Source organism: Paenibacillus taichungensis (genome assembly GCF_003287275.1).
GTDB lineage: Bacteria > Bacillota > Bacilli > Paenibacillales > Paenibacillaceae > Paenibacillus > Paenibacillus taichungensis_A.
In genome coordinates, this window is sequence record NZ_QEVW01000001.1 from 244,927 (window position 1) to 267,240 (window position 22,314).

At 45.4% G+C, this 22,314-nt stretch carries 21 protein-coding genes; 19 read left to right on the forward strand and 2 right to left on the reverse strand.

Features of this window, described 5'->3' with window-relative positions; all coding sequences use genetic code 11:
* Nucleotides 1–51: 51 nt before the first annotated feature.
* From DC345_RS01350 to DC345_RS01385, 8 genes are all read left to right on the forward strand, one after another.
* Nucleotides 52–972 (forward strand): SDR family oxidoreductase, encoded by a 921-nt coding sequence (locus DC345_RS01350; RefSeq protein WP_113051580.1) that lies wholly within the window; start codon nt 52–54, stop codon nt 970–972.
* 87 nt (nt 973–1,059) lie between these two features.
* The gene (locus tag DC345_RS01355) at nt 1,060–1,641 is read left to right on the forward strand and encodes a DJ-1/PfpI family protein (protein ID WP_113051581.1); all 582 of its coding nucleotides are present in this window, start codon (nt 1,060–1,062) and stop codon (nt 1,639–1,641) included.
* Complete coding sequence (locus DC345_RS01360) at nt 1,638–2,219, forward strand: GNAT family N-acetyltransferase (RefSeq protein WP_113051582.1); 582 nt, start codon at nt 1,638–1,640, stop codon at nt 2,217–2,219. The genes DC345_RS01355 and DC345_RS01360 overlap by 4 nt, the downstream gene beginning before the upstream one ends.
* Complete coding sequence (locus DC345_RS01365; RefSeq protein WP_113051583.1) at nt 2,216–3,100, forward strand: serine/threonine-protein kinase; 885 nt, start codon at nt 2,216–2,218, stop codon at nt 3,098–3,100. The genes DC345_RS01360 and DC345_RS01365 overlap by 4 nt, the downstream gene beginning before the upstream one ends.
* A 261-nt stretch (nt 3,101–3,361) precedes the next feature.
* Nucleotides 3,362–4,030, forward strand: a complete 669-nt coding sequence (locus DC345_RS01370; protein ID WP_181586435.1) for a GNAT family N-acetyltransferase — start codon at nt 3,362–3,364, stop codon at nt 4,028–4,030.
* A gap of 221 nt (nt 4,031–4,251) precedes the next feature.
* Nucleotides 4,252–4,698: a hypothetical protein gene (locus DC345_RS01375; RefSeq protein WP_146752092.1), complete on the forward strand. Its 447-nt coding sequence runs from the start codon at nt 4,252–4,254 to the stop codon at nt 4,696–4,698.
* Between the two features lie 248 nt (nt 4,699–4,946).
* Entirely contained in the window at nt 4,947–5,771 is an 825-nt protein-coding gene (gene murI, locus DC345_RS01380; RefSeq protein WP_113051586.1) for a glutamate racemase, read from the forward strand.
* Between the two features lie 32 nt (nt 5,772–5,803).
* Nucleotides 5,804–6,355 carry a histidine phosphatase family protein gene (locus DC345_RS01385; protein ID WP_113051587.1) on the forward strand — a complete coding sequence of 184 codons (552 nt, stop codon included), beginning with the start codon at nt 5,804–5,806 and terminating at the stop codon, nt 6,353–6,355.
* Nucleotides 6,356–6,424: 69 nt separating this feature from the next.
* Here the strand turns inward: DC345_RS01385 and DC345_RS01390 are convergent, their stop codons facing one another.
* Both DC345_RS01390 and coaA read right to left on the reverse strand, forming a co-directional pair.
* Entirely contained in the window at nt 6,425–6,787 is a 363-nt protein-coding gene (locus tag DC345_RS01390) for a DUF423 domain-containing protein (RefSeq protein WP_113051588.1), read from the reverse strand.
* Between the two features lie 59 nt (nt 6,788–6,846).
* Nucleotides 6,847–7,776 (reverse strand): type I pantothenate kinase, encoded by a 930-nt coding sequence (coaA, locus tag DC345_RS01395; RefSeq protein WP_113051589.1) that lies wholly within the window; start codon nt 7,774–7,776, stop codon nt 6,847–6,849.
* A 193-nt stretch (nt 7,777–7,969) separates the two neighbouring features.
* Here coaA and DC345_RS01400 point away from each other — a divergent pair, with 193 nt between their 5' ends.
* From DC345_RS01400 to odhB, 11 genes are all read left to right on the forward strand, one after another.
* On the forward strand, nt 7,970–8,755 hold the full coding sequence (locus DC345_RS01400; protein WP_113051590.1) for a DUF3891 family protein: 786 nt from the start codon (nt 7,970–7,972) through the stop codon (nt 8,753–8,755).
* 277 nt (nt 8,756–9,032) lie between these two features.
* Nucleotides 9,033–9,542, forward strand: a complete 510-nt coding sequence (locus DC345_RS01405) for an 8-oxo-dGTP diphosphatase (protein WP_113051591.1) — start codon at nt 9,033–9,035, stop codon at nt 9,540–9,542.
* Between the two features lie 29 nt (nt 9,543–9,571).
* On the forward strand, nt 9,572–9,940 hold the full coding sequence (locus DC345_RS01410; protein ID WP_113051592.1) for a YybH family protein: 369 nt from the start codon (nt 9,572–9,574) through the stop codon (nt 9,938–9,940).
* Nucleotides 9,941–10,036: 96 nt separating this feature from the next.
* The gene (locus DC345_RS01415; protein ID WP_309304305.1) at nt 10,037–10,459 is read left to right on the forward strand and encodes a GNAT family N-acetyltransferase; all 423 of its coding nucleotides are present in this window, start codon (nt 10,037–10,039) and stop codon (nt 10,457–10,459) included.
* Between the two features lie 166 nt (nt 10,460–10,625).
* Nucleotides 10,626–11,144: a GNAT family N-acetyltransferase gene (locus DC345_RS01420; protein ID WP_062320254.1), complete on the forward strand. Its 519-nt coding sequence runs from the start codon at nt 10,626–10,628 to the stop codon at nt 11,142–11,144.
* Nucleotides 11,141–11,503 carry a cupin domain-containing protein gene (locus tag DC345_RS01425; RefSeq protein ID WP_181586436.1) on the forward strand — a complete coding sequence of 121 codons (363 nt, stop codon included), beginning with the start codon at nt 11,141–11,143 and terminating at the stop codon, nt 11,501–11,503. Before DC345_RS01420 ends, DC345_RS01425 begins: the two co-directional genes overlap by 4 nt.
* 162 nt (nt 11,504–11,665) lie before the next feature.
* Entirely contained in the window at nt 11,666–12,103 is a 438-nt protein-coding gene (locus DC345_RS01430; protein WP_258530452.1) for an NUDIX domain-containing protein, read from the forward strand.
* 330 nt (nt 12,104–12,433) lie between these two features.
* Complete coding sequence (locus DC345_RS01435) at nt 12,434–13,717, forward strand: S-layer homology domain-containing protein (protein ID WP_113051595.1); 1,284 nt, start codon at nt 12,434–12,436, stop codon at nt 13,715–13,717.
* Between the two features lie 167 nt (nt 13,718–13,884).
* A complete protein-coding gene (locus DC345_RS01440) occupies nt 13,885–17,412 on the forward strand; it encodes a DUF5704 domain-containing protein (protein WP_258530429.1) in 3,528 nt (1,175 codons plus the stop codon).
* Between the two features lie 677 nt (nt 17,413–18,089).
* A complete protein-coding gene (locus DC345_RS01445; RefSeq protein ID WP_113051596.1) occupies nt 18,090–20,963 on the forward strand; it encodes a 2-oxoglutarate dehydrogenase E1 component in 2,874 nt (957 codons plus the stop codon).
* Between the two features lie 5 nt (nt 20,964–20,968).
* Nucleotides 20,969–22,243: a 2-oxoglutarate dehydrogenase complex dihydrolipoyllysine-residue succinyltransferase gene (gene odhB, locus DC345_RS01450; protein ID WP_113051597.1), complete on the forward strand. Its 1,275-nt coding sequence runs from the start codon at nt 20,969–20,971 to the stop codon at nt 22,241–22,243.
* The last annotated feature ends 71 nt before the right edge of the window (nt 22,244–22,314 follow it).

The window sequence follows — 22,314 nt, forward strand, 5'->3', positions numbered from 1 at the left end:
GTGGTAACGAAGATAAATCCATTAAATCCATCGAGGGAAGAGGTGAAGCAGATGACAGAACAGAAGATACAGACAGAGGACGATCCTATACAGGGCGAAACAGGTTTAACCGTGGGGAAATCGAAAGAGTTCGACTCAAGCGTCCCTATTGCGTTAATTACGGGTACATCGAGTGGGTTCGGTATGCTTACGGCGGTTACGCTGGCTAAACAAGGATATCGTGTTATTGCAACGATGCGAGATTTGAGTCGGAATGCGGAATTGGTAAGGCTGGCGGAGCAGGCGGGCATCTCGGATCGGTTACAGGTTATTCGGCTGGATGTGACGGATGCTGATTCGGTGCAGGAGGCTGTTCAGACGGTACTTCAAAACTATGGGCGGATCGATATGCTGGTGAACAATGCAGGATTTGCACTTGGCGGATTTATTGAGGAAGTATCCATGGATGATTGGCGTCGGCAAATGGAAACGAATCTGTTCGGCTTGATTGCCGTTACACGTGCGGTCCTGCCAGTCATGCGTGAGCAAAAGCAGGGATTGATCATCAACTTGTCCAGCGTCAGTGGATTGTCCGGTTTTCCAGGTTATGCGCCGTATGCTGCATCCAAATTCGCCGTGGAAGGTTTCACGGAAAGTTTGCGTCATGAGATGTCTTCGTTCGGCGTCCGGGTTGTGCTCGTAGAGCCGGGTGCTTATCGTACACCCATATGGAGTAAAGGTTTGGGTGAAATTCACAGGAGCGAACATTCTCCATATAAAGATAAGCTGGACGCGGTTCTTCGATATTCCCAGCATGCTGGGAATACTGCACCTGATCCGCAGGAAGTGGCCGATCTGATTGCTCGCATTGCACGGATGCGTGCACCAAGGCTCCGTTATGCGCTGGGTAAAGGTTCGCGTTTGCTTATCATCGGTAAGCTGCTGCTTCCCTGGAAATGGCTGGAGTGGATTATTGCGCGTGGACTGAAATAGGGCAATAGTAAACTACCGGAACGTGATTGGGTGAAAGAAGCCATGGAGCGGGATACGTCGAAATAAAAAATAATGGAGGGCTTTTATATGAAAATCGCTTTTGTTTTGTTTGATGGTTTGACTTTCCTTGATTTTGCAGGATTTTATGATGTGATCAATCGGTTGAATTTCTTTGAACAAACCAAAGGCACGACGTGGGAAACATGTGCGATGACAGATCAGGTTACGGACGAATCAGGCCTAACGTTGAAGGTGGACCGGGTGAAGCCTGATTTGGCGGAATATGATCTCGTTTTTGTGCCTGGTGGCATGGGAACGCGCAAGCTTCGATTCGATGAGGCTTTTGTGGGCTGGCTGAGACAGGCCGAGAATGTTCCACTGAAGGTATCTGTGTGCACAGGCTCTCTGCTGATGGGGGCAGCTGGGTTTTTAACAGGTAAAAAAGCAACGACGCATCCCAATGTCTATGAACTGCTTGAGCCATACGTTGCCGAGGTGATTCAAACCCGGATTGTGAAAGACGGAAATGTGATTACAGCCGGCGGGGTAGCGACGTCCATTGATCTTGGGGTATATGTTGTAGGTTTGCTTGCAGGCCAGGAAGCCGCAGATAATGTGAAGCTCCAGATCGATTATCCTTATGACTTGCAGGGAGTGGTGGAAGCATGAATGAAGGTCGGAAGGAGAACGTGTTCATCCTTCGCAATATACGCAGAGATGAGGCAGAGCAGTATTGGCCTTTGCGGCTGGAAGCGCTGAAAAATCATCCGGAAGCCTTCGGGGCTTCATTTGAAATGTCGATTCAGCTTCCCATGAGTGAAGTGCAGGAACGCATACATACCGAACCCGATGATTACATTCTGGGTGCATATACAGAAGAAGGCATTCTCACAGGAACAATGGGGTTCAAAAGAGAACATGGACTAAAGCTGAGGCACAAAGGTTACATCTGGGGAGTCTATGTTTCACCGTCTTATCGTGGATGTGGACTTGCTTCCCGATTGCTCCGCGAAGTGTTGGATCGGGGCAGGGAATTGGAAGGCATAGAGCAAATCAATCTCAGTGTGGTTACCACAAACGAGTCAGCAAGGCGATTGTATGAGCAGTATGGATTTGAAACCTATGGCATTGAGCGTAATGCGCTGGTCGTTCAGGGAAAAGGCTACGATGAAGCGCATATGACTTACTTTTATACTGATTTTTTGAATGAGAGCGTTGTGGATGTTGATAAAGGTGGTTACTTATGACGGACACGGTTCAGCTTGAACTTGACGGCATTTCTTTTGAGTTAAAAGAACCTCATTCATTCGAGTGGATCGCGCGCCTGGGTACTGTATTCCGTGTGTTTGATCAGCAGGATTCCGGCAATTTGTCCTTTGGTGTTCTGGGTCAGGACGGAAAGCGGAAATTCGTGAAATATGCTGGAGCACGCACGATACATGCGAACAGTTTAAGTGCACCTGACGAAGCGATTCATTATTTGAAATCATCCGTTTCCATATACGAAGATTTGGCACATGACACATTGATTCATTTAAAAGACCATTTTGCAACGGAACATGGCTACGCCTGTGTATTCGATTGGGTGGAGGGAGAATGTCTGCATGCCCATTGGGATTTTCCACCACCAGCCAAGTATGAGGACCCTCGTTCCCCTTATTATCGATTCAGACAGCTTCCGGTAAAGATGCGCATTCAGGCGATGGAGCGTATTTTGGATTTTCACATCGAAGTGCAGCGGAGAGGGTATGTGGCTGTTGATTTTTACGATGGCAGTCTGATCTATGATTTTGACAAACAAACGATGAAAATATGCGATATTGATTTGTATCGAAAGGGCTCTTTCACGAATACGATGGGACGGATGTGGGGATCATCCCGGTTTATGTCTCCTGAGGAATTTGAGTTGGGTGCGCCAATTGATGGAGTCACGAATGTGTTCAACATGGGAGCGATGGCTTTCTCGCTGCTGGGTGGAGAGTTGGATCGTTCATATGCCAGATGGGATGCGGGAGAAGCGTTGTACCAGGTGGTTATTCGAGCAGTAGACCCTGAGCGGGAGAGTCGCTATGCTTCAGTTGCTGATTTGGGAGATGCATGGAAAAAAGCCGTGCTGCAGGATAAATAAGCGATATTGTATCATTGTCTGGATCTTAAAATCCTCTCGTATATTTACACATACGCAATTGTGCACATTGGATTCGTATCTGCACGAAATATACCGTATAATGGAAATTAATGAGGGGGTATAGCCAATGTGGAAGTATACGATGTCAGGATCAATAACTGTTTTTCCAAAGCAGCATGACACTCGAAAAAGAAGTGTAGGCGAACCATTATTACAGAGGTTCATACCGTAGTTATGGATCCCAATTCAAACCTTTCACCCATGGATATGATGAAAATTCAGGCAAATACATTGTATACGATGGACAATCAGAAGCGTCTGTTAAGTATTAACGAACCGGATGGTGGTCAGGCTCCAGCCTTATTTATTGGAATAACTTCTGTTGGGCAATGTTCCTACTATCATGAGCTGTTGCCGTTCACTCTGATTGAGGAACTAGGCTGTGATGCTAATCTTTCGCTCGATATTGCGAAGTTGATTCGGAGAGTGGAGACGTTTAAGCCAGTGAAGAGTGTATGGATGGGCCCGGCTTATGCATTTCCCGAGAAGTGCGGCGAATGGCATCCAAATGTTCAGCTTATAGAGAGTCATCGTTCTTTTTTGCTGGAAGAGCATTTTCCTGATTTAATAGAGCGTGTGCATGAAAAAATGCCCGTTACCGCTTATGTTATTGAGGAATCGGCTATCGCTGTATGTTGTTCAGCCCGTATATCCAAACAGGGTGCTGAGGCGAGTCTGTATACATCGCCTAATTTCAGAGGACAGGGTTATGCAGCAGAGGCTGTAAAGTGCTGGCAGTATCATGTTAAAGAGAGCGGGCGCATTCCAATCTATAGTGCATCATGGGATAATATGGCTTCGCAGACTGTTGCCCGAAAGCTGGGACTGATCCAGTTTGGTGTGGATCTCAGTATCACGACCACATCATAAAAGGATGATTTTAACCATATTAAATCAAGGGTGTCAATTCGCTGCGTTGAAATCCGGAATGTAAAGTTGGGTTGCAGCAGTGATTAGGACTTTTGTACAAAAGGACTTGTAATATGTCATTGTAGCGCATATCCATATCTATCGGGATGAGTATAATTATGATCATAGATTTGTCGTAGTGATTCAGACCGAGGCTGGCTGCATTGGTCTAACTCAACTGGATGAGCATACAGCAGGAAGAAAAATGGGAGATGATTCTGGAACAGGACAGGAGTGATTCCATGATTCGCAAACGGATTGCAAGCGGCACGGTGATGCTGTCTGCGGTGTGGATGTTGGTAGCATGCTCGAATCAGGCGGAAATTCATGACGTGAGCTGGAAGATTGATAGCAATCTTCAGCAAATCGTGAATGAAACTGAGATTCTGACCAGAAGTAATCCAGGTGACTATATTGCTGCTAATACAGAGGCGTATGCTCAGATTCTGGATACGGGTGAAGAGGGACTGAACGTCCTGATTCAGCATCTGGATTCCAGTGCAGATAATGGCCTTAAGGAATGGCTTATGGCTCAGGCAAGTACGGAGCTGCTCGGAGAGCGTAATCCGGTGGAACACTGGCAAAGTGGAAAAGACTGGATCAGGCAGTATAAAATAAAGGTAGAATAATGGCTCATCATCATTAGAGCATGACTTACAGCGAAGGTTGTGGAGGGAACGGAATCGATTCTGAAGAAGCGGTAGCATTCGCCTTTGTCTCCGAATTTGCACATTTATAAAATATATCAAGACAATTTGGAGACAACAGCGATCGAAAGAACGATCCGTAACCGAAACGATCACCGCAGGTCGTCAAACGTTAACGTCTGTGATGACCCAGAATAACATAACTCACCTCCCAGTCATCATGAGCAGGAATGAGAGGTTCCAGGAACCTGAAAGAATACGTTATAGAGGTGAAACCCTTGAAGAAGAAAATTGCATTTTTTGACTCGGGAATCGGTGGTTTAACCGTCTTGCATAAGGCTTTGCGTCAATTCCCTGAAGAAGCGTTTCTGTATTATGCTGATACACTGCATGTTCCTTATGGGACCAAGTCAGCCGATGAGGTTAGAGGACATATCTTCAATTGTGTGGAGGCTATTTTTCAGGAAAATGTGCAAGCGATTGTGATTGCCTGCAACACAGCGACCAGTCTGACCGTGAAGGATTTGCGTGCCAAGTATGATATTCCCGTTATCGGAATGGAGCCTGCTGTGAAACCCGCTGTGGAAATGAATCGAAGAAGCGGCAAAAGAGTGCTTGTATTTGCTACAGCCCTGACCTTGAGCCAAACGAAATATCATGAATTGGTATCCCGAGTGGATGACCATCACAGTGTCGATTCTATTCCATTGCCTGAACTTGTGGAGTGGTGTGAGCAGTTGGACTTTGATCCACAGAAGATTGCGGCGTATTTCCGCCTCAAACTGGCTGATCTTGATCTGGATTTATACGGTACAGTTGTACTTGGCTGCACGCATTATCCGTTCTACACATCCATTCTTCGTACGGTTCTGCCTGATCATATTCAGATTATTGATGGCAGTGCGGGAACGGTTAAACGCTTGAAGCAGCTTCTTGGGTTAGCAGACCAAAAGGGCTTGTGGACAGAGGATAAAGTTACTTTTCTTAGTTCATCTGGTCGTTCGGAAGACCAGGAGAATATGCGAATTGCACTTAAATATCTGGAGAAGCATTGAATGAAAGTTGAATCAACAGGAGGTGAGGGGCGATGCAGTCTATTTATCTCATTCGTCATGCCAGAGCAACAGGGCAAGAACCGGATGCCCAGCTTACGGATGAAGGACTACGTCAGGCGGAAGAACTCGCTGAGATGTTGGCGGAGCACCCTATACAATACATTGTGTCGAGTCCGTGGAAAAGGGCACTTCAAACCGCAGCGCCACTGGGCAAAACCGTCCTGCAACATATACATACGGATGAACGTCTTCAAGAAAGGGTGCTAAGTTCCCTTCATCTGGATAACTGGATGGATGTGCTTGAACGTACATACACGGACGAAGACTGGACGGAAGAAGGTGGTGAATCTTCTCGTTTCGCGACAGCCAGGGGCCTTGAGGTGTTGGACGAGCTGTGGAGCCGGCCTGAACATAGCGGAGCAGTGATTACACATGGTAATCTGTTATCACTGCTCATTCGTAGCCATGATGCATCCTTTGGATTCGAGGAGTGGAAAAATCTATCTAATCCTGATGTATATATCCTGGAAAAACAGCAGGGGGTTGAAGTCACACACAGCATTCGCCGTATATGGCGAAGTTAAACATAAAGAGAGTGCTCCAGCGATTTTTAAGATCAGCTAGAACACTCTTTTCAGTTTACGATATTGGTTTTACAAAGCGGCAACTAATAACATTATCCAACCGACCAAAAATGCTACTCCGCCTAGGGGTGTGATTGCCCCCAGTTTCCGAACGCCAGTTACGCTTAGGGCATATAGACTGCCCGAGAACAAGAGGATGCCGGCGAATAGCAGCCATCCAGCGAGCAACACAAGAGAAGGCTGCTCCAGTCGATCAGCGAGAAGTCCGAGCAGGATGATTCCGATTCCGTGAACAAGGTGATACTGAACGCCAGTCTCGTATATTTTGATCATGTCAGCAGACAACCTGCGTTTGAGCGCATGTGCACCGAATGCTCCAAGGGCAACGGCAAGAAACATCATGATACTTCCAAGTATAATCAAGGTCTGCATGTAATCTTGTCTCCTTTTCTAATGAGTATAAAGCAGAATGTTTCTGCTCATTATGACGCTTATAGCTTACGCAATTGAATGCGCTGAATCGAATGGTCCGCTTCCTTTTTCAGAATCAGTCTGGCTCGTCCTTTGGTTGGAAGGATGTTTTCGTGCAGATTTTTGGCATTGATATCTTTCCAGATCTGACTTGCTGTATGAACAGCTTCATCTTCTTCCAGATTGGCAAAACGACTGTGGAAAAAGGAATTCTCATTCTGAAACGCTGTATTGCGTAGCAGCTTGAAACGCTCAATGTACCAGTGACGGATATGCTCCTCTTCCGCATCGATATAGATGGAGAAGTCAAAAAAATCACTGACCAACAGAGGGGTTTCCTTTTTAACCTGAAGCACGTTAATTCCTTCAATAATGAGGATATCCGGCTGACATATGGCATTCTCTTCACCTGCAATGACGTCGTAGGCAAGATGGGAGTATACGGGAGCCATCACTTCGGGTTTGCCTGATTTGACATCACCCATGAACTGAATCAGTGACTTGATATCGTAGCTTTCCGGGAATCCCTTCCGGTTCATGATGCCTTTCTCTTGCAGCACGGCATTGGGATACAGGAAACCATCCGTCGTGACCAGATCCACCTTGGGATTTCCTTTCCCTCTTGCAAGCATAGCCTGAAGCAGGCGGGCAGTTGTACTTTTGCCTACGGCAACACTGCCCCCAATACCGATAATGTAGGGAGCGTGATGTGCTTCTTTTTTTAGAAAAGATGCCGTTAAGCGATTCAGTTCTCGTGAAGCTCCTGCATATAAGTCAATAAAGTGGGTAAGAGGTAAATAAATATCCTCAACTTCTTGAATGGATACCTCTTCATTTAATCCCTTTAGCTGTTCAAATTCTGCTTTCGTTAGTGGAAGAGTGGTCTGATATTTCTTTAAGTCAGCCCATTCCTTGCGGTTAAACTCGGTGTAAGGAGAGTATAAATTCATGAGATCCCGCTTTCTGTATGTAATGTTATGTTGGCACAATCAATAGTGTACCAAATTTCAGGGAACTGACAACACCTTTACATTGTTGACTCCTTAGTATATTCCCTGAAAGTTGAATGAAAAGCAACTTATAGGAAATTGTAAACCAAATTATGTTAAAGTCAACGTATACCATGCGGAAGGGTGACAGCAAATGATCGTATATGAGAGAGAGCATGATTTTGTTTTGACCGCACAGCATGAGCATGGACTAGTAGCCGGAGAAATGGCTTCCCATTGGAAAACGGAATTGTTAACTGATGAAGCGCATCGAGAAGATCTGATTTTTGCCGCAAAAGAGCATGATCGGGGATGGATTGAGTTGGATTCTGCTCCATTCTGGAATGATTATAGTCAGATACCGTATTCGTTTCGTGATTTTCCATTGCGTCCACGATTTGTATTTTACCGTAAAGGTATTGAAGAAGTTCGGGAGAAAAACCTGTACGCCGGGTTGTTGTGCAGTATGATGTATACAGATTTGTTTCAAAACAACCTGGGTGCTAACGCAAATGATGATGAAGATATTAGGGAATATCTGAACGATGAACGGGAGCATCAGTTACACTGGGAACAGCAGCTTGGTGGTGGTGAAGCGTTGAAGCTTAGGCTGAAACATGATTTGGAAATTATGCTTTTTTGTGATCAGCTCAGCCTTTTTCTTTGTATGGAGGAACCCGGAACACCTGCTGCACGTTATGATTTTTTTGCGGATGGACTGGGCTCTACCTTCGATGCCTGTTCAAGGCAGCCCATTATGGCCGAGTGGCTTTCCAATGAGAAAGTAGGATTGTCTTTTGTGCCGTTTGATGAGGACTTTACAGTTGTTATGCCTTACAAATCGGTGCCGAAAGCAAGTATTCGCAAATTTGGTCTGTTGCAGGCTTATCGCCGTGCCGAGTGGAAAGAGCGCCGGGTGTTAATTACAGGCATGAGCTGACTGTCGCATACTCGATACTCAGTTCAAAAGCAAAGTATTGCATTCATCATAAAGAGGCGGGCCCCCGAAATTTCCGGTGTCCGTCTTTCGTATGCGTTTATATCAAAATTGACATTACAGATAATCAGGAAAGTTTAGAGAGATTCGGAATAGAGATTGAAGCAGGAGAATCTATCTATGTACCAGAAGTGTTAGTGTACAACGAAGTATATAAGCATAATTCTATGTGTGAATTGCAAGGAATTAGGTTTTGTATAAGGCAACTAGGAGGAAAAACATGGACACTAGAACTGAGATTTTAACGATGTGTATGGTATGGGACAAACAAAATGACCAGGTACTATTAATGAATCGACCCAATCAAAAAGGATTTCCCGGATATATTGCTCCTGGAGGGAAAGTTGATTTTCCGGAAAGTATTGTGGATGGTGCCATGCGAGAAGTTAAAGAGGAAACAGGACTTGTGGTGAAAGAAATTACATATAAAGGTCTTGATGAATTTTGTGATCCGGAGCAAGGATTGCGTTATATGGTTTTCAACTATGTGGCTACTTCTTATGAGGGGAAGCTTTTGAGCGAGCCGCCTGAAGGTGAACTGTTGTGGGTGTCTTTAGGTCAAGCGCTTGAACTGCCTATGCAGGATTGGTTTGCGGAACGTTTTCCGAGATTTTTTCAAGCAGGTACATTTGAGCGTAGTGTGATCTGGGAGAAGTCAACTGGACGTACACTGAAAGAGACGTTTATGTTGTATAGCGATTCGGTTCTTGAACAGAGTGAAGTTAAATAATTTAAGACGCTCATGAGGAGGAAGAAATGATGGGATACCAGCATGCGCTTGAAGGATACATTGCAGCGACCAATACACATGATTTTGATGAGGTAAGCAAATGGTTATCACCGGATGCCGTATATTGGTTTACCGGAACGTCTTGTACTACCCTTAACGCAATTCGGGCTTATTTCGAAAACGCTTGGGATACAGTCAAGGATGAGGTATATCGTGCAGAGGATGTCATGTGGATTACGACTGGCGAAGAGCAGGCGGTCTGTATTTACACCTATCACTGGAAAGGAATGTATCAAGGGGAACCAGCTTCCGGAAAAGGTCGGGCTACCAATGTATTTGTTGCAGGCATCAACGGAGAATGGAAATTAATCCATGAACATTTAAGTGCGGGTGAATAACGTGAGGAATAGAACGTTGCTTTTTTATAACAGTCTACTTGAATGAAGCTAATGATATAATGAAGTTTACTTTTTAAAAGGAGTGGACTTGCTATTATGGATATTACATTTCGTGAATCGCTTGAGGGAATAGGTATCGACCAACTTAGCGGGAATTTTTTTGAAGGTTGGCCAAACCCTCCATCTACGGCTACTTTCCTGAAATTGCTGGAAAAATCCTATGCTGTCGAACTGGCTATTGATGAAGAAACCGGAAATGTGGTGGGCTTTATTCAAGCGATTTCAGATGGAGTTCTTAGTGCATATATTCCCTTATTGGAAGTGCTTCCAGAGTATCAGGGTAACGGGATCGGAACAGATCTCATCAAGCGTATGTTTAATCGTCTGGGTGATCTCTATATGATTGATCTTTTGTGCGATAACGAACTCCAGGAGTTCTATGAAAAACAGGGCATGAACAAAGCATCTGGCATGGTGATTCGTCATTATCAAAATCAGGCTGGAGCGGTAAATAGCTAATAGATTTGGTGAACTAGATGGTTGAAATAAAATATAAAAATCGTTCCGGCGTAACCCGAAGATATAAAAAGAGAAAAATATGAATTCAGACTAAAACATTTATATACGGAAGGTTGTTATATATTTGGTGACTAGCCATACATAGGCTTCTGCAAACGGGACGTAAATGAATATGTACGAGGAAAAGGTGGAGATTGGTGTGAAATTGTCGTTCCGGATTTTGGACTGGGAAGAAGAAAAACCTTATGAACTTTTATTAATGGCTGATCCGTCCAAAGCTATAGTTGACGAATATTTAAGTCGCGGTGTTTGCTTTATCGCTGAATATGAAGGAGAAATGGTAGGAGAGTTTGTTTTGCTGAAGACGCGTCCAGAAACGGTTGAGATTGTTAATATTGCCGTTCAGGAAGAATTACAGGGACAGGGTGTTGGCAAACACATGATCAAAGAAGCAATAGAGGCAGCACGCAGGCTCGGTGGTCGAACGGTAGAAATTGGGACAGGCAACTCAAGTTTTCATCAATTGAAGCTATATCAACGCTGTGGTTTTCGCATTATCGGGGTCGATCGGGATTTCTTTGTGAAACATTATGAAGAAGAGATTATAGAAGATGGTATTCGCTGCGTCGATATGATCCGTCTGGCTCTGGATCTGGATACCGTGGCAGAGGAGAACAAGAAGTGAAAATATATCGGCTCAAACCAGAGGACCGTCGCGGCATCACCGCTTATGGCAGTGAGGGAGCAGAGATTACACCGATACTCCGCAGCACAACAGATTGCCACGTAGCACAACTGAAACTGTCTGCAGGAGGAAGTGTAGGTTTGCATCCAGCAGTGGGTGAGCAGGTGTTTCTGGTGCTTGAAGGGGAAGGTTGGGTGGAAGGTGAGACAGGCGAACGGGTAGCTGTGCGAGCGGGAGAAGCCGCATATTGGACCAACGGAGAGAATCACCAATCTGGATCGAACAAAGGACTAACCGCATTGTTGATTGAGGGTGAAGAACTGATTGTGCGGTTATCGCTAGAGTCAGGAGATTCTTAGATAGGGGCTGATGATTTGAGTGTCTGGGTCATTATTATTATAGTTGGAGTGATATTTACTCCATCGTTCTATCAGATGAATAAGCGTATTCGTAGATTGGAAGAGCAAGTTAGGCATCTTTCAGACGAGAGGAAGAACCTTTAAGTGGATCGGTACACACACATGGGAGTATACGGTTTAGTCACTTGGGAGCAAAAATTCCTGTTAGTTCATAAAGCAAGAGGAGCCTATATGGGGAGATGGGATTTGCCTGGAGGAAGGTTGGAATTTGGTGAGCAACCGGAGACCGCCCTTCATCGTGAGATTGAAGAGGAGACGGGACTTTCCGATCTACAATTGGTGATTCGTTCTGCGGAATCGAATGTTTTGGAGTGGGTGTACAAAGGCGAGCCGGAAGAGCTACACCATATTGGAATTCTATACGATGTATATTTGACAAGCGAAAGTCGGCCTTATGAGATCAAAAGGGAACCGGATGGCGAGGATTCACTGGGCGCAAAATGGTTTACTATGGAAGAGGTCAGAGCGTTATCGTTGACGCCATTTGCAGAGCATATGATTAGCAATTTTAATAGAAACCTACTTGGATTTGAATTTTAGGACTGGTCAAATGGAACAGAATCGTTTATTCTGTGATAGATAGATTACAATTTTTTTAACTGAATAGGACTGACACCTTAAAGCATAAGGCTATGAATCTGCGGATTCGTGGCCTTTTTTTGTGTTTTTAGGGGTGAATTGGGTCTTTGGAAGGGGAGGTTGCATGCCTTGTGGTGATGGGGATCGCTGAAAAATAATACCAATAGCCTAAAAATGCATGGTAGAATATTGATGATTATGACAAATTTAGGTTTTTGATTGAAGAGTAGTACGAGTGCTGAAGAAGCAGGAAGTTTGCCCCATACTAAGGTACATAGGAGAGTGAGTAGATTGAAGAAACAGATGAGATTAGCGGGTAGTAAGTCAAAAAGGAATGTGTTGATAGTCGGATTGTTGACGTCGGCTTTGCTGGCGGGAACGCTGCTGACTAATGGATCTGTGGGTCTGGTGTCTACTGCGGATGCTGCTACAAGCACGAATGGAGCGGGCACAACGGCTTCTGCGCTTACGAAGTTCAAAGATATCAAAGGGCACTGGGCACAAGTTACCATTGTCAAAGCCTATGATAAAAATCTAATTTCCGGCTACCAGGATGGTACGTTCCGCCCCAATGCCAAAATCACCCGTGGTGAGTATGCCACACTTCTCAGCCGTGCAACCAGCTTGGAAAAGGTACAAGGAGAGAATCCTTTTGCTGATCTCAAGGGACATTGGTCTGAATCAGCTGTGACACAGTTGGTGGGCCAAGGCTTCATTAACGCTAATGATTATCCCAAAGGATTTAATCCCAATGCCGAGCTGACACGCTATGAGATGATGAAATGGATTGCGAACGGACTGATCAAGTCCGGAACCAGTTTCCAGGATGCTTTTGACGATACCAAAAATACACTTCTACCTACCCCTGAAGTGAATCGGGGGACGATTCGTGCAGAGCAAATTCCTTATCTTGCACTTGTTCGCGGGACAGGCATTGTCGGTGGATTTGAGGATGGTTCATTGAAGCCTGCTGATCCAACAACGCGAGCCGAAGTGTCTGCCATTTTGCTGCGTTATATGGATGTCGAGGGTACGGAAGCAGGGAAGTACAGTGATCTGAATGAAATGCGCGAGGTAGGTACAACGGGAACGAATTTAACGACGATTAGTAATTATAAGTATATCAAAGGTAGCTTTGCAGATATCGTTAACACCGACTACACATTGAAAAATAATGTTGGTGTTGTAAAGTACCATAGATTTATTGTGGTGGATACAAGAGGAAGTGAGCCGAAGGGTCTTTACGCCTCGTTGTTTATAGATGAAAACAACTTAACCCGTGCGCAAAAGGGACAATTTTCTACCTATGCTGAGATTACGTTCACATCAAAGCTTGAAAAGTCAAATCTCTTAACTTTTGCTAGAGCGAATGATAACATTGCTATTCCAATTCAACGACTATTTAACGTAGATTATTTGAAGGCTAAAGGGTTTATTACTTTACCAGACGATTCAAATGGAATGCTTAAAAAGGAAAGGCAAGTAAAGTTTTGGACATCACATACTTTGGACCCTGTAAAAGGGGGTTATATGTTGAAAAATGATGCTGGAAAAGAGATTCAGATCTATCAATAGAATTTTTGGTGGTGTTTAATTTCAATATTAAATTTGTTGGACGTGGTTATTTCCGAACTTCATTCAGAGCGGTAATGGTTTTATTAATAGTCACAATAATCTATAACATTACCCCTCATGCCCTTTCTACAGTTAGTGCTGTAGAACAGCCTTATGGGCCTAAATCTATGAAAGGACCTTCAGTGACTGTAGATGCTAATGCAACGGAAGGAACTCCCGGAGTATACTGGTACCAACTTGATTCAGGAGAATTTAGAGCCGACTTTCAAGGAACCTACAAAATTGTAGATAATGGAGGTTCCGATGATGACGCATATCCAGTAAAAACGGAAATACCGGATAATGTTGATATGAGTAGGTGGCCGCCACTAAGCTGGAAACCATACAAAGGGACAGCAGTTAATAATTCAGTTGTTACTGATATCAAACTAAAAGATAACCCTGAAGGTGTAAAATATAAGCAGGTTAACAGTTATGAAGGAATAGGGACTCCGAGAGTTACAAGTGAAAAAAATGCTGACTTAAGAACATACACGGGAAAAGGTTTTGATTTCTTTGAAAGAGAACGTTATGGGACCAGACCTGGTGATAAACCAAAATTCAAGATGGTATATCATACTCCAGTTAGTATTTTCTGGGAAGGGAAAATCCATGAAGAAAAGGAAATTGACGTAACCCCAGATTCCACCCTAACGGTTGGAGAAACCAAACAGATGGTAGCCAAAGTTAAAACGAAAAACTACGGAGCTACCCAATTTAGTGAAGGCATCGACGTAAGTCGGCGCGAGGCTGAGACCACCTGGTGGTCATCCGATCCGAGTATTGTGAGTATTGAACCCAAAACCGGAATGGTGAAGGCTGAAAAGCCGGGAACTGCTTTTGTACGTGCAATCTGGAACAACGGTACATACCTCATCTCGGATACGGCTGATATTACGGTAACGTCCGAACCAGGACTTATTGTGAACCTGCCAAACGCTTGTAAAGCAGACACAGCTACACCGCTGCAAGCTAAAGCTATCCTGACCAAGTCAGATCTCTCTGTTCATGAGCTTACCGCTCATCCCAAATTGACCTGGCAAAGCTCCAATCCAGCAGTAGCGACCATAGGTGCAGATGGAAAGATGACGATCAAAGGTATCGTCGGCAGCACCACCATCACTGCGCGATTCTTGGATACAGCCCAGCAGTTGGATGAGGAAGGAACTCAGGTTTTAGATGTAAAGGATTGCACAGGTAACGGAGGAGATGGGGGAACTGATCCAGGTAACGGCGGTGTTGTGGGTTGCCCCGTGACCATCAGTCCACCTAATAAAGGAGCGTTAATCGAATCGGCTGTCATGGACCCATCCGTCCGGGGCGTGTTGAAAGCTGATGATCGGGGATCTGAAAAGTTTGATGTCACCCGTGGCATCCCGACTTCTGAAGATCTTTATGCAAATGTCATGGCTAGAGGATACTTGTTCCAGCACCGTTGGGTGAACATGACGGGAACAGTGACTTATACGGTTAACGTAAAAAAGAAGTATCACAAAACTTGGACGATTCCGGGCAGAGCCTCGACAGGACCGAATGATCCAGGCACACCTCCACAACCTAAGGAACTAGATGTTCCTGTGGAAAAATCAATGCAGGTCATCCGGCAATATAGTTATTGGCAGATTGATAATTTGGAAGTCTATCAGCTAAATCAAGCTACGGTATCCAATTATGCGCTTGGTGGCTACGGTGGTACAGTAACGTTGACTCCAAACGGATATACACCGCCGACCTTGCAATCGGCTAATGATGACGCCGTTACCGCACATGTGAAACCTGCACCTTGCAAGGAAATCGACCTGGGCACTGAAACAAAGTCAGGCGGTGACAGCGAGCCGTCTACACCTGATGAGACGTCATTATTTCAATCCAAAGCAGAGGCCGAGGTTAAAGAGAACTCTGTAAATAATGACAAGGTGGTGTTTAATGGTGCCACTGTGATGGATCCTGCTCCGATGGATAAGACTGCTCCGCGACCTGGAACAATCCCTCAGCCTAGTATGATCGATGACAACGTGCTGTACCAAAATCGTTTAACTATTCAGAATACACTGGTCAACAAGGAGGACCAACCGACAACGGGCGAGATCGCATATGGCTTGATTCCTGGCAACATTAAAGGGGGGCAGGATCAGAAGTTTCCTATTCAAGGGATCAATTCTGTCACAGTGCACACGCCTGTCGTTAACTACGCATGGGTATCTGATGATCAGCCGCATAACCAGAAAACAGTGCCTGATCCGACCAGTTCGGCACTTATTCTGGAACGACCGTTTATTGTACGCATCCCGACCTCGGGGCAGCATCTGGACGTAACCAGTTACCCGGGTTATGGCAACAGGGACTATGCCAAATATTTTCGCATCAAGCAGGTTCGTTTCCCCTTTGATGTCTATAACGTCGATAGAAGTCAGTTCATTCCGGCCAAGACCTGGGTGGACATCCCGGTCAACCAACTGGATACGGTTTTCTATCTTCCAGTGTGGGTGGATGAGGGACATTACCGAATTGAATTTCGCAATATTGCCGAAAATGCTCCTTCGACTTTCTCCGAACAGCAGGATGCCAACACGAATCTAACCCATCATGTTGCGGCAGATACGGTTCCGGTGGAGGTTATTGGGCGATTGTATGATTTTCACGTTACGGATATCGCCGATTATAATTGGGAGAACGTGTTCCGCAAGCAGCTCGGGAGTTCAGAGCCCACAGGGATGAGCTACTGGACAGGACTTAACAGTATTGATGGTGATCCGCGAGGGAATCTGGCACCATTCGTGTTACCTGTTCGCCCAGGAAGTCACCCTGTGCAGGGTTTCGGTAATGTTGCGGTGAAAACGGGTTATCATATCAAATTCGACCTGAAAACGAAAGGCAATATGTTTGGCAAACAGGATGCTGTTCGAATTACTCCAACATTCTACTTTGTCAGCAAAGACGGCTCTTCCAGACAAGAAGTCGATCTATACTACCACCGCGGTCAAGAGCGACTTATTCGGATAGGTTCGGCGCAGGATTTGGAGAAACGGTTTGTTGTTCTGAACTCGAGGTTGCGTAACGTACCCGGTACGGAATTGGGGGATACGGCGCGTTATCAGTATACGTATGAACTGACTGCCGATGAACGCAATCAGAGTTCACTCGCTGATTATATGGTCAAGCTTGTAGATCAAATCTCTCACCAGAAAACGTGGGTAGGCCGCTATGATTGGATGATCTTGCCCGCTTCCATTCGTACACTGATTGGACCAAAGACAGACATTCCTTCGGGTGTTAGTGTAGACAGAGCGAATGCGGCGGTCCAGCGTTGGTACGGTGAATACAGCCTGCCTGCGGATGTATACGCCGTACCAAAGGGAACCAATCTCGAAACGCTCGCTAGACAAAATCAACTGGATGAAAAGGCTTCTGTATTTCTGAAGGATGGGTATATCGTAGTCAACTTCAATATCGAGACACTTCGAGATGGTGATACAGAAGCTCCACACCTGCAATACATTTATGCTCCACTGATGAATCAGTGGCAGATGGAAGGTTTCAATAATCGCCCAGCAGACAGTCAAGGTAGAACTTGGCCCCTGAAGGATGGCGATGTGGTCTTTTACCATGCAGATCAGTCCAGCCGGGGCGATTTTCAGTCTCAGGTGCCACATTAGAAAATAAAAAGTCCCTCAGCCTAAATAAATCAAGTCAAAAGAAGCCGCCAGGATGCTTTTACGCATTACAGGCGGCTTTTGGTTTATAACACTGTATTGCAAGAAACACCCATTTTTTTGTTGAATACCAAGCCAAATGGTTAATATTTATCTTGACGGTTTGCTTTTGAACATTATGGACCACAATTCTAAATAAGGAGGCTACGAATCGGGCGAAATCTGAAAATGCGTAGAAACCATCGCAGGATAAGCGATTAACAACAAAACGCCATACAATCAGAGCACATTTGTGGGTCGGAAATGTTCCAATTATTCGATTCATCTAATTTATGCATCAATTGAACTAAAAATAGGAAATGCTCCTGAGCGTAAAAGTTTATAGAATAGATATTAGAACACGGACTTCACTTGCAAAAGTTGAGGAAGGTGTAACCCTCGAACGGATCAGGACAGTATTCGACATCTGTGCGACGGTATATACAATCATCAGTTTACTATGATTTTGAAAACGCAGACAAACCTTGACGGGAGCGTCGGAACAACGTTACTACCACCAACAGCACGATTATTGGACTTCATGAAAAATTTAGCTTAAAATGTTGAACGAACGCAAATTACGGCTTAGTCAATGATTTCCGTCAAAAACTTATGACTAAATCAAGACGGAGGGAACGTCGATGACGATCGAGGAAGGCAACAAGAAACCCTGGGAAAGTTACTATGGCCCGAATATGGGATACGTACAGGAACAATATGAATTATACTCCCAAGACCCGGGTGCAGTTACACCGGCTTATCGGGAATTATTTGAACAATGGGGTGCACCGCCGATGTCTGGCAGGGATGCACATACAGCCTCGTATTCTGGCAACGCCCAAAAGGCTTCCGGAAGCGTGGATATTCAACTATTACAGAAAGCGGTTACAGCAGGGAAACTGGTAATGAATATTCGTACCTATGGTCACCTTGCGGCCGATATTGATCCTCTTGGAATCAGTGAAGATTCAGATACTTCTTTGCTTGAACCGAAGCATTTTGAATTGAATGAAGAAGATTTGAAAGCTCTGCCAGCTTCCCTGATCTGGGAAGGTGCAGATGGACAGACGGTAACAGGACTGGATGCCATCCAGCGCCTGCGGCAAATATATACAGGTCCTATCGCTTATGAATTCAGCCATGTGCATGAAGTTCATGAGCGGGAGTGGCTGAACCGCCGTGCAGAATCTCGTACTTCGCCGGCACCGCTTAATCCAGAGGAGCGTAAAGCTTTGCTGGAACGTTTGGTTGAAGTGGAGCAATTTGAAGATTTCCTCCACAAAACATTTGTTGGGCAAAAACGTTTTTCCATTGAAGGAAACGATGTGTTAGTCCCTATGCTGGATGAAGCAGTCCGAATTATGGCACACGCAGGTTCAAGCCATATTCTGATGGGGATGGCTCACCGTGGTCGATTGAACGTACTTGCTCATGTACTGGGCAAGCCGTATAGCAAAATTTTCTCTGAATTCCATCATTCTCCGAACAAAGATTTGGTTCCTTCCGAAGGGTCAACAGGAATCAATTACGGTTGGACGGGGGATGTCAAATACCATCTGGGCGCAAACCGTTATGTAAAAGACGGCGAGACAGTACAAGCGCGTCTTACGCTTGCCAATAACCCGAGTCACTTGGAATATGTAAATCCGGTTGTACAGGGTTTTGCACGTGCAGCACAGGATGACCGCCGTGATCCGGGATATCCGAAGCAGGATGTAACCAAAGCGGCAACTATTCTGATGCATGGCGATGCGGCTTTCCCTGGGGAAGGTATTGTAGCAGAAACGCTCAATTTCAAAGCATTGCCTGGTTACCAAAATGGCGGAACAATTCATATTATCGTGAACAACCGTCTTGGTTTCACAACAGACAGCGGTGATTCACGCTCAACGTACTATGCGAGTGACCTTGCCAAAGGATATGAAATTCCGATTGTGCATGTCAATGCAGACAATCCGGATGCATGTATCGCAGCTATTCGAATGGCAGCAGAATACCGTAACCTGTTCAAAAAGGACTTCCTGATTGACCTGATTGGTTATCGTCGTTATGGTCATAACGAAACGGATGATCCGGAAACAACACAGCCGACAGTGTATGACAAAGTAAAAGCTCATCCAACGGTTAGTCACTTGTACCAGGATCATCTGAAAGAGGAATCGGTAATCGACGATGCTTCCATCAACAGTATTCGTGAAGCTGTAACGAATCGCTTAAAAGAAGCTTACGAGCAGATGAAGAACAATGAAGTACATGAATATTACCAACGTCAAATTAGCGAGCCAGAAGCCGTTTCGATTATTCCAACTGCCGTACCATTGGAAAATCTGCGCGCAATCAATGCAGATTTGCTGAAATGGCCAGAGAACTTTAACGTATATCCGAAGTTGCAGCGCATTTTGCAGCGCAGAAGCACATCTCTGAACGAAGGTGAGAAAGTAGACTGGAGCCTTGCAGAGACGCTTGCTTTTGCTACCATTCTTGCGGATGGCAAACCGATCCGGATCAGTGGACAGGATGCAGAACGTGCAACGTTTGCCCATCGGAACTTGGTGTTGCATGACTCCGAGAACGGTGCGAAATTCTGCCCACTGCATCATCTGCCACAGGCGAGAGCATCCTTTGCTATCTACAACAGTCCGTTGTCTGAAGAGTCCGTTGTTGGTTTCGAATACGGATATAACGTCTATTCACCAGATACGCTTGTAATCTGGGAAGCGCAATTCGGAGATTTTGCCAACTGTGCACAGGTTATTTTTGACCAATTCGTATCTGCCGGTCGTGCCAAATGGTCACAAAAATCCAGTCTGGTCATGCTGCTTCCGCATGCGAACGAAGGTCAGGGACCTGAGCATACAAGTGCTCGTTTGGAACGTTTCTTGCAGCTTTGTGCTGAAGACAATATGACCGTTGCGAATTTGACAAGTGCATCGCAATATTTCCATCTGTTGCGTCGTCAAGCTTCGTTGACTGAAACGGAAGATGCTCGTCCGCTGGTTATGATGTCGCCGAAAAGTCTCATTCGTAATCCGCGTGTCGCTTCACCTGCAACAGAGTTCAGCGAGGGCAAGTTTGAGCCTGTGCTGGAGCAAGCAGGGTTGGGCACCAAACCGGATCGCGTAGAGCGCATCATTCTGTGCAGTGGTAAAATCGCCATCGATCTGGAAGATGCTTTTGAAAAGGATAAAGCAGATTGGTCTTGGCTTCACATTATTCGTGTCGAACAGCTGTATCCGTTCCCGGCGGAAGAAATCAAGCGTGTGCTTGCACGTTTCAGCAAGTTGAAAGAGCTGGTGTGGGTACAGGAAGAAAACAAAAACATGGGTGCCTGGACATACATGGAGCCTCGTCTTCGTGAAATCGCACCAGAAGGAACAACCGTTAAATACGAAGGCCGTCCGGAACATGCCAGTCCTTCCAGCGGTTATCAACTTGTGCATGGCATGGAACAGCAACAGATCATTACATCCGCATTGAAGCAAACGACGAAGAATAATATTCCACTGGGGAGGTAACAGCTGTGAGTGAAATTAAAGTACCTGCAATGGGTGAGTCGATAACGGAAGGAACTGTATCCAGATGGCTGGTCAAAGAAGGCGAAACCGTTAATCAGGGTGATGTTCTTCTGGAACTGGAAACGGATAAAGTAAATATTGAGATCAGTGCTGAAGAGAGCGGTGTTCTTGAGAAAATTGTTCGCCAGGAAGGCGAGACTGTAGAAATTGGTGAAACGATTGGAACACTTTCAGCTGGAACTGGAGGAGGAAGCGGCGCATCCGCTTCCCAACCAGTAGCGACGGAACAGAAACAATCAGCTCCTGCACCGGAAGCTCCAACTCCGCCACCAGCACCTGTTGCTGCAGCACCGGAATCTTCAGATAGCAGCTCGAAGACAGCTTCACCATCTGCTCGTAAACTTGCACGTGAACGTGGTATTGAGCTGGATCAGGTACAGAGCAAAGATCCGATTGGCCGTGTGTATCAGGAAGATGTGAAAACTCACAACACGCAGGCTGCCGCTCCTACAGCGCCTCCTGCTAAAGCTCCCACTGCAGCACCTAGTGCGCCGGCAGCAGGTGGTTCCACATATACCAAACCAGTAGAGCGTCAACGTATGTCCCGCCGTCGTGCTACCATTGCGAAACGCCTGGTAGAAGCACAGCAGACTGCAGCGATGTTGACTACGTTTAACGAAGTGGATATGACGGCAATCATGGATGTTCGTAAACGTCGTAAGGACAAGTTCAAAGAGAAACATGAAATCAATCTCGGCTTCATGTCCTTCTTTACCAAAGCGGTTGTAGGCGCTCTGAAAAAGTTCCCAACCATTAATGCGGAAATTGATGGTGAAGATGTAGTACTCAAAAAGTACTATGATATCGGTATTGCGGTATCTGCCAAAGAAGGTCTAGTTGTACCAGTTGTACGTGATGCAGATCGTCTTGGCTTCGCTGAGATCGAGAAAAGCATTGCTGACCTTGCATCCAAAGCGCGTTCCAACACGCTGGCGTTGTCTGATCTGCAAGGAGGAACCTTCACCATTACCAATGGCGGAACGTTTGGCTCCCTGTTGTCCACACCAATTTTGAATACACCTCAAGTAGGTATTCTGGGTATGCACAAAATCCAGCTTCGTCCAGTAGCGATTGATGCAGAGCGGATGGAGAACCGTCCGATGATGTATATCGCCCTGTCGTACGATCACCGTATTATTGATGGTAGCGAAGCTGTACGTTTCCTCGTGACGGTAAAAGAATTGCTTGAAGATCCAGAGTCTTTGCTGATCGAAGGGTAATCCGTAACAATTAACATTAAATTGCCATTTTACAAATAAAAAAAGAAAGCCCCTGAACGCGGAGAGCATAG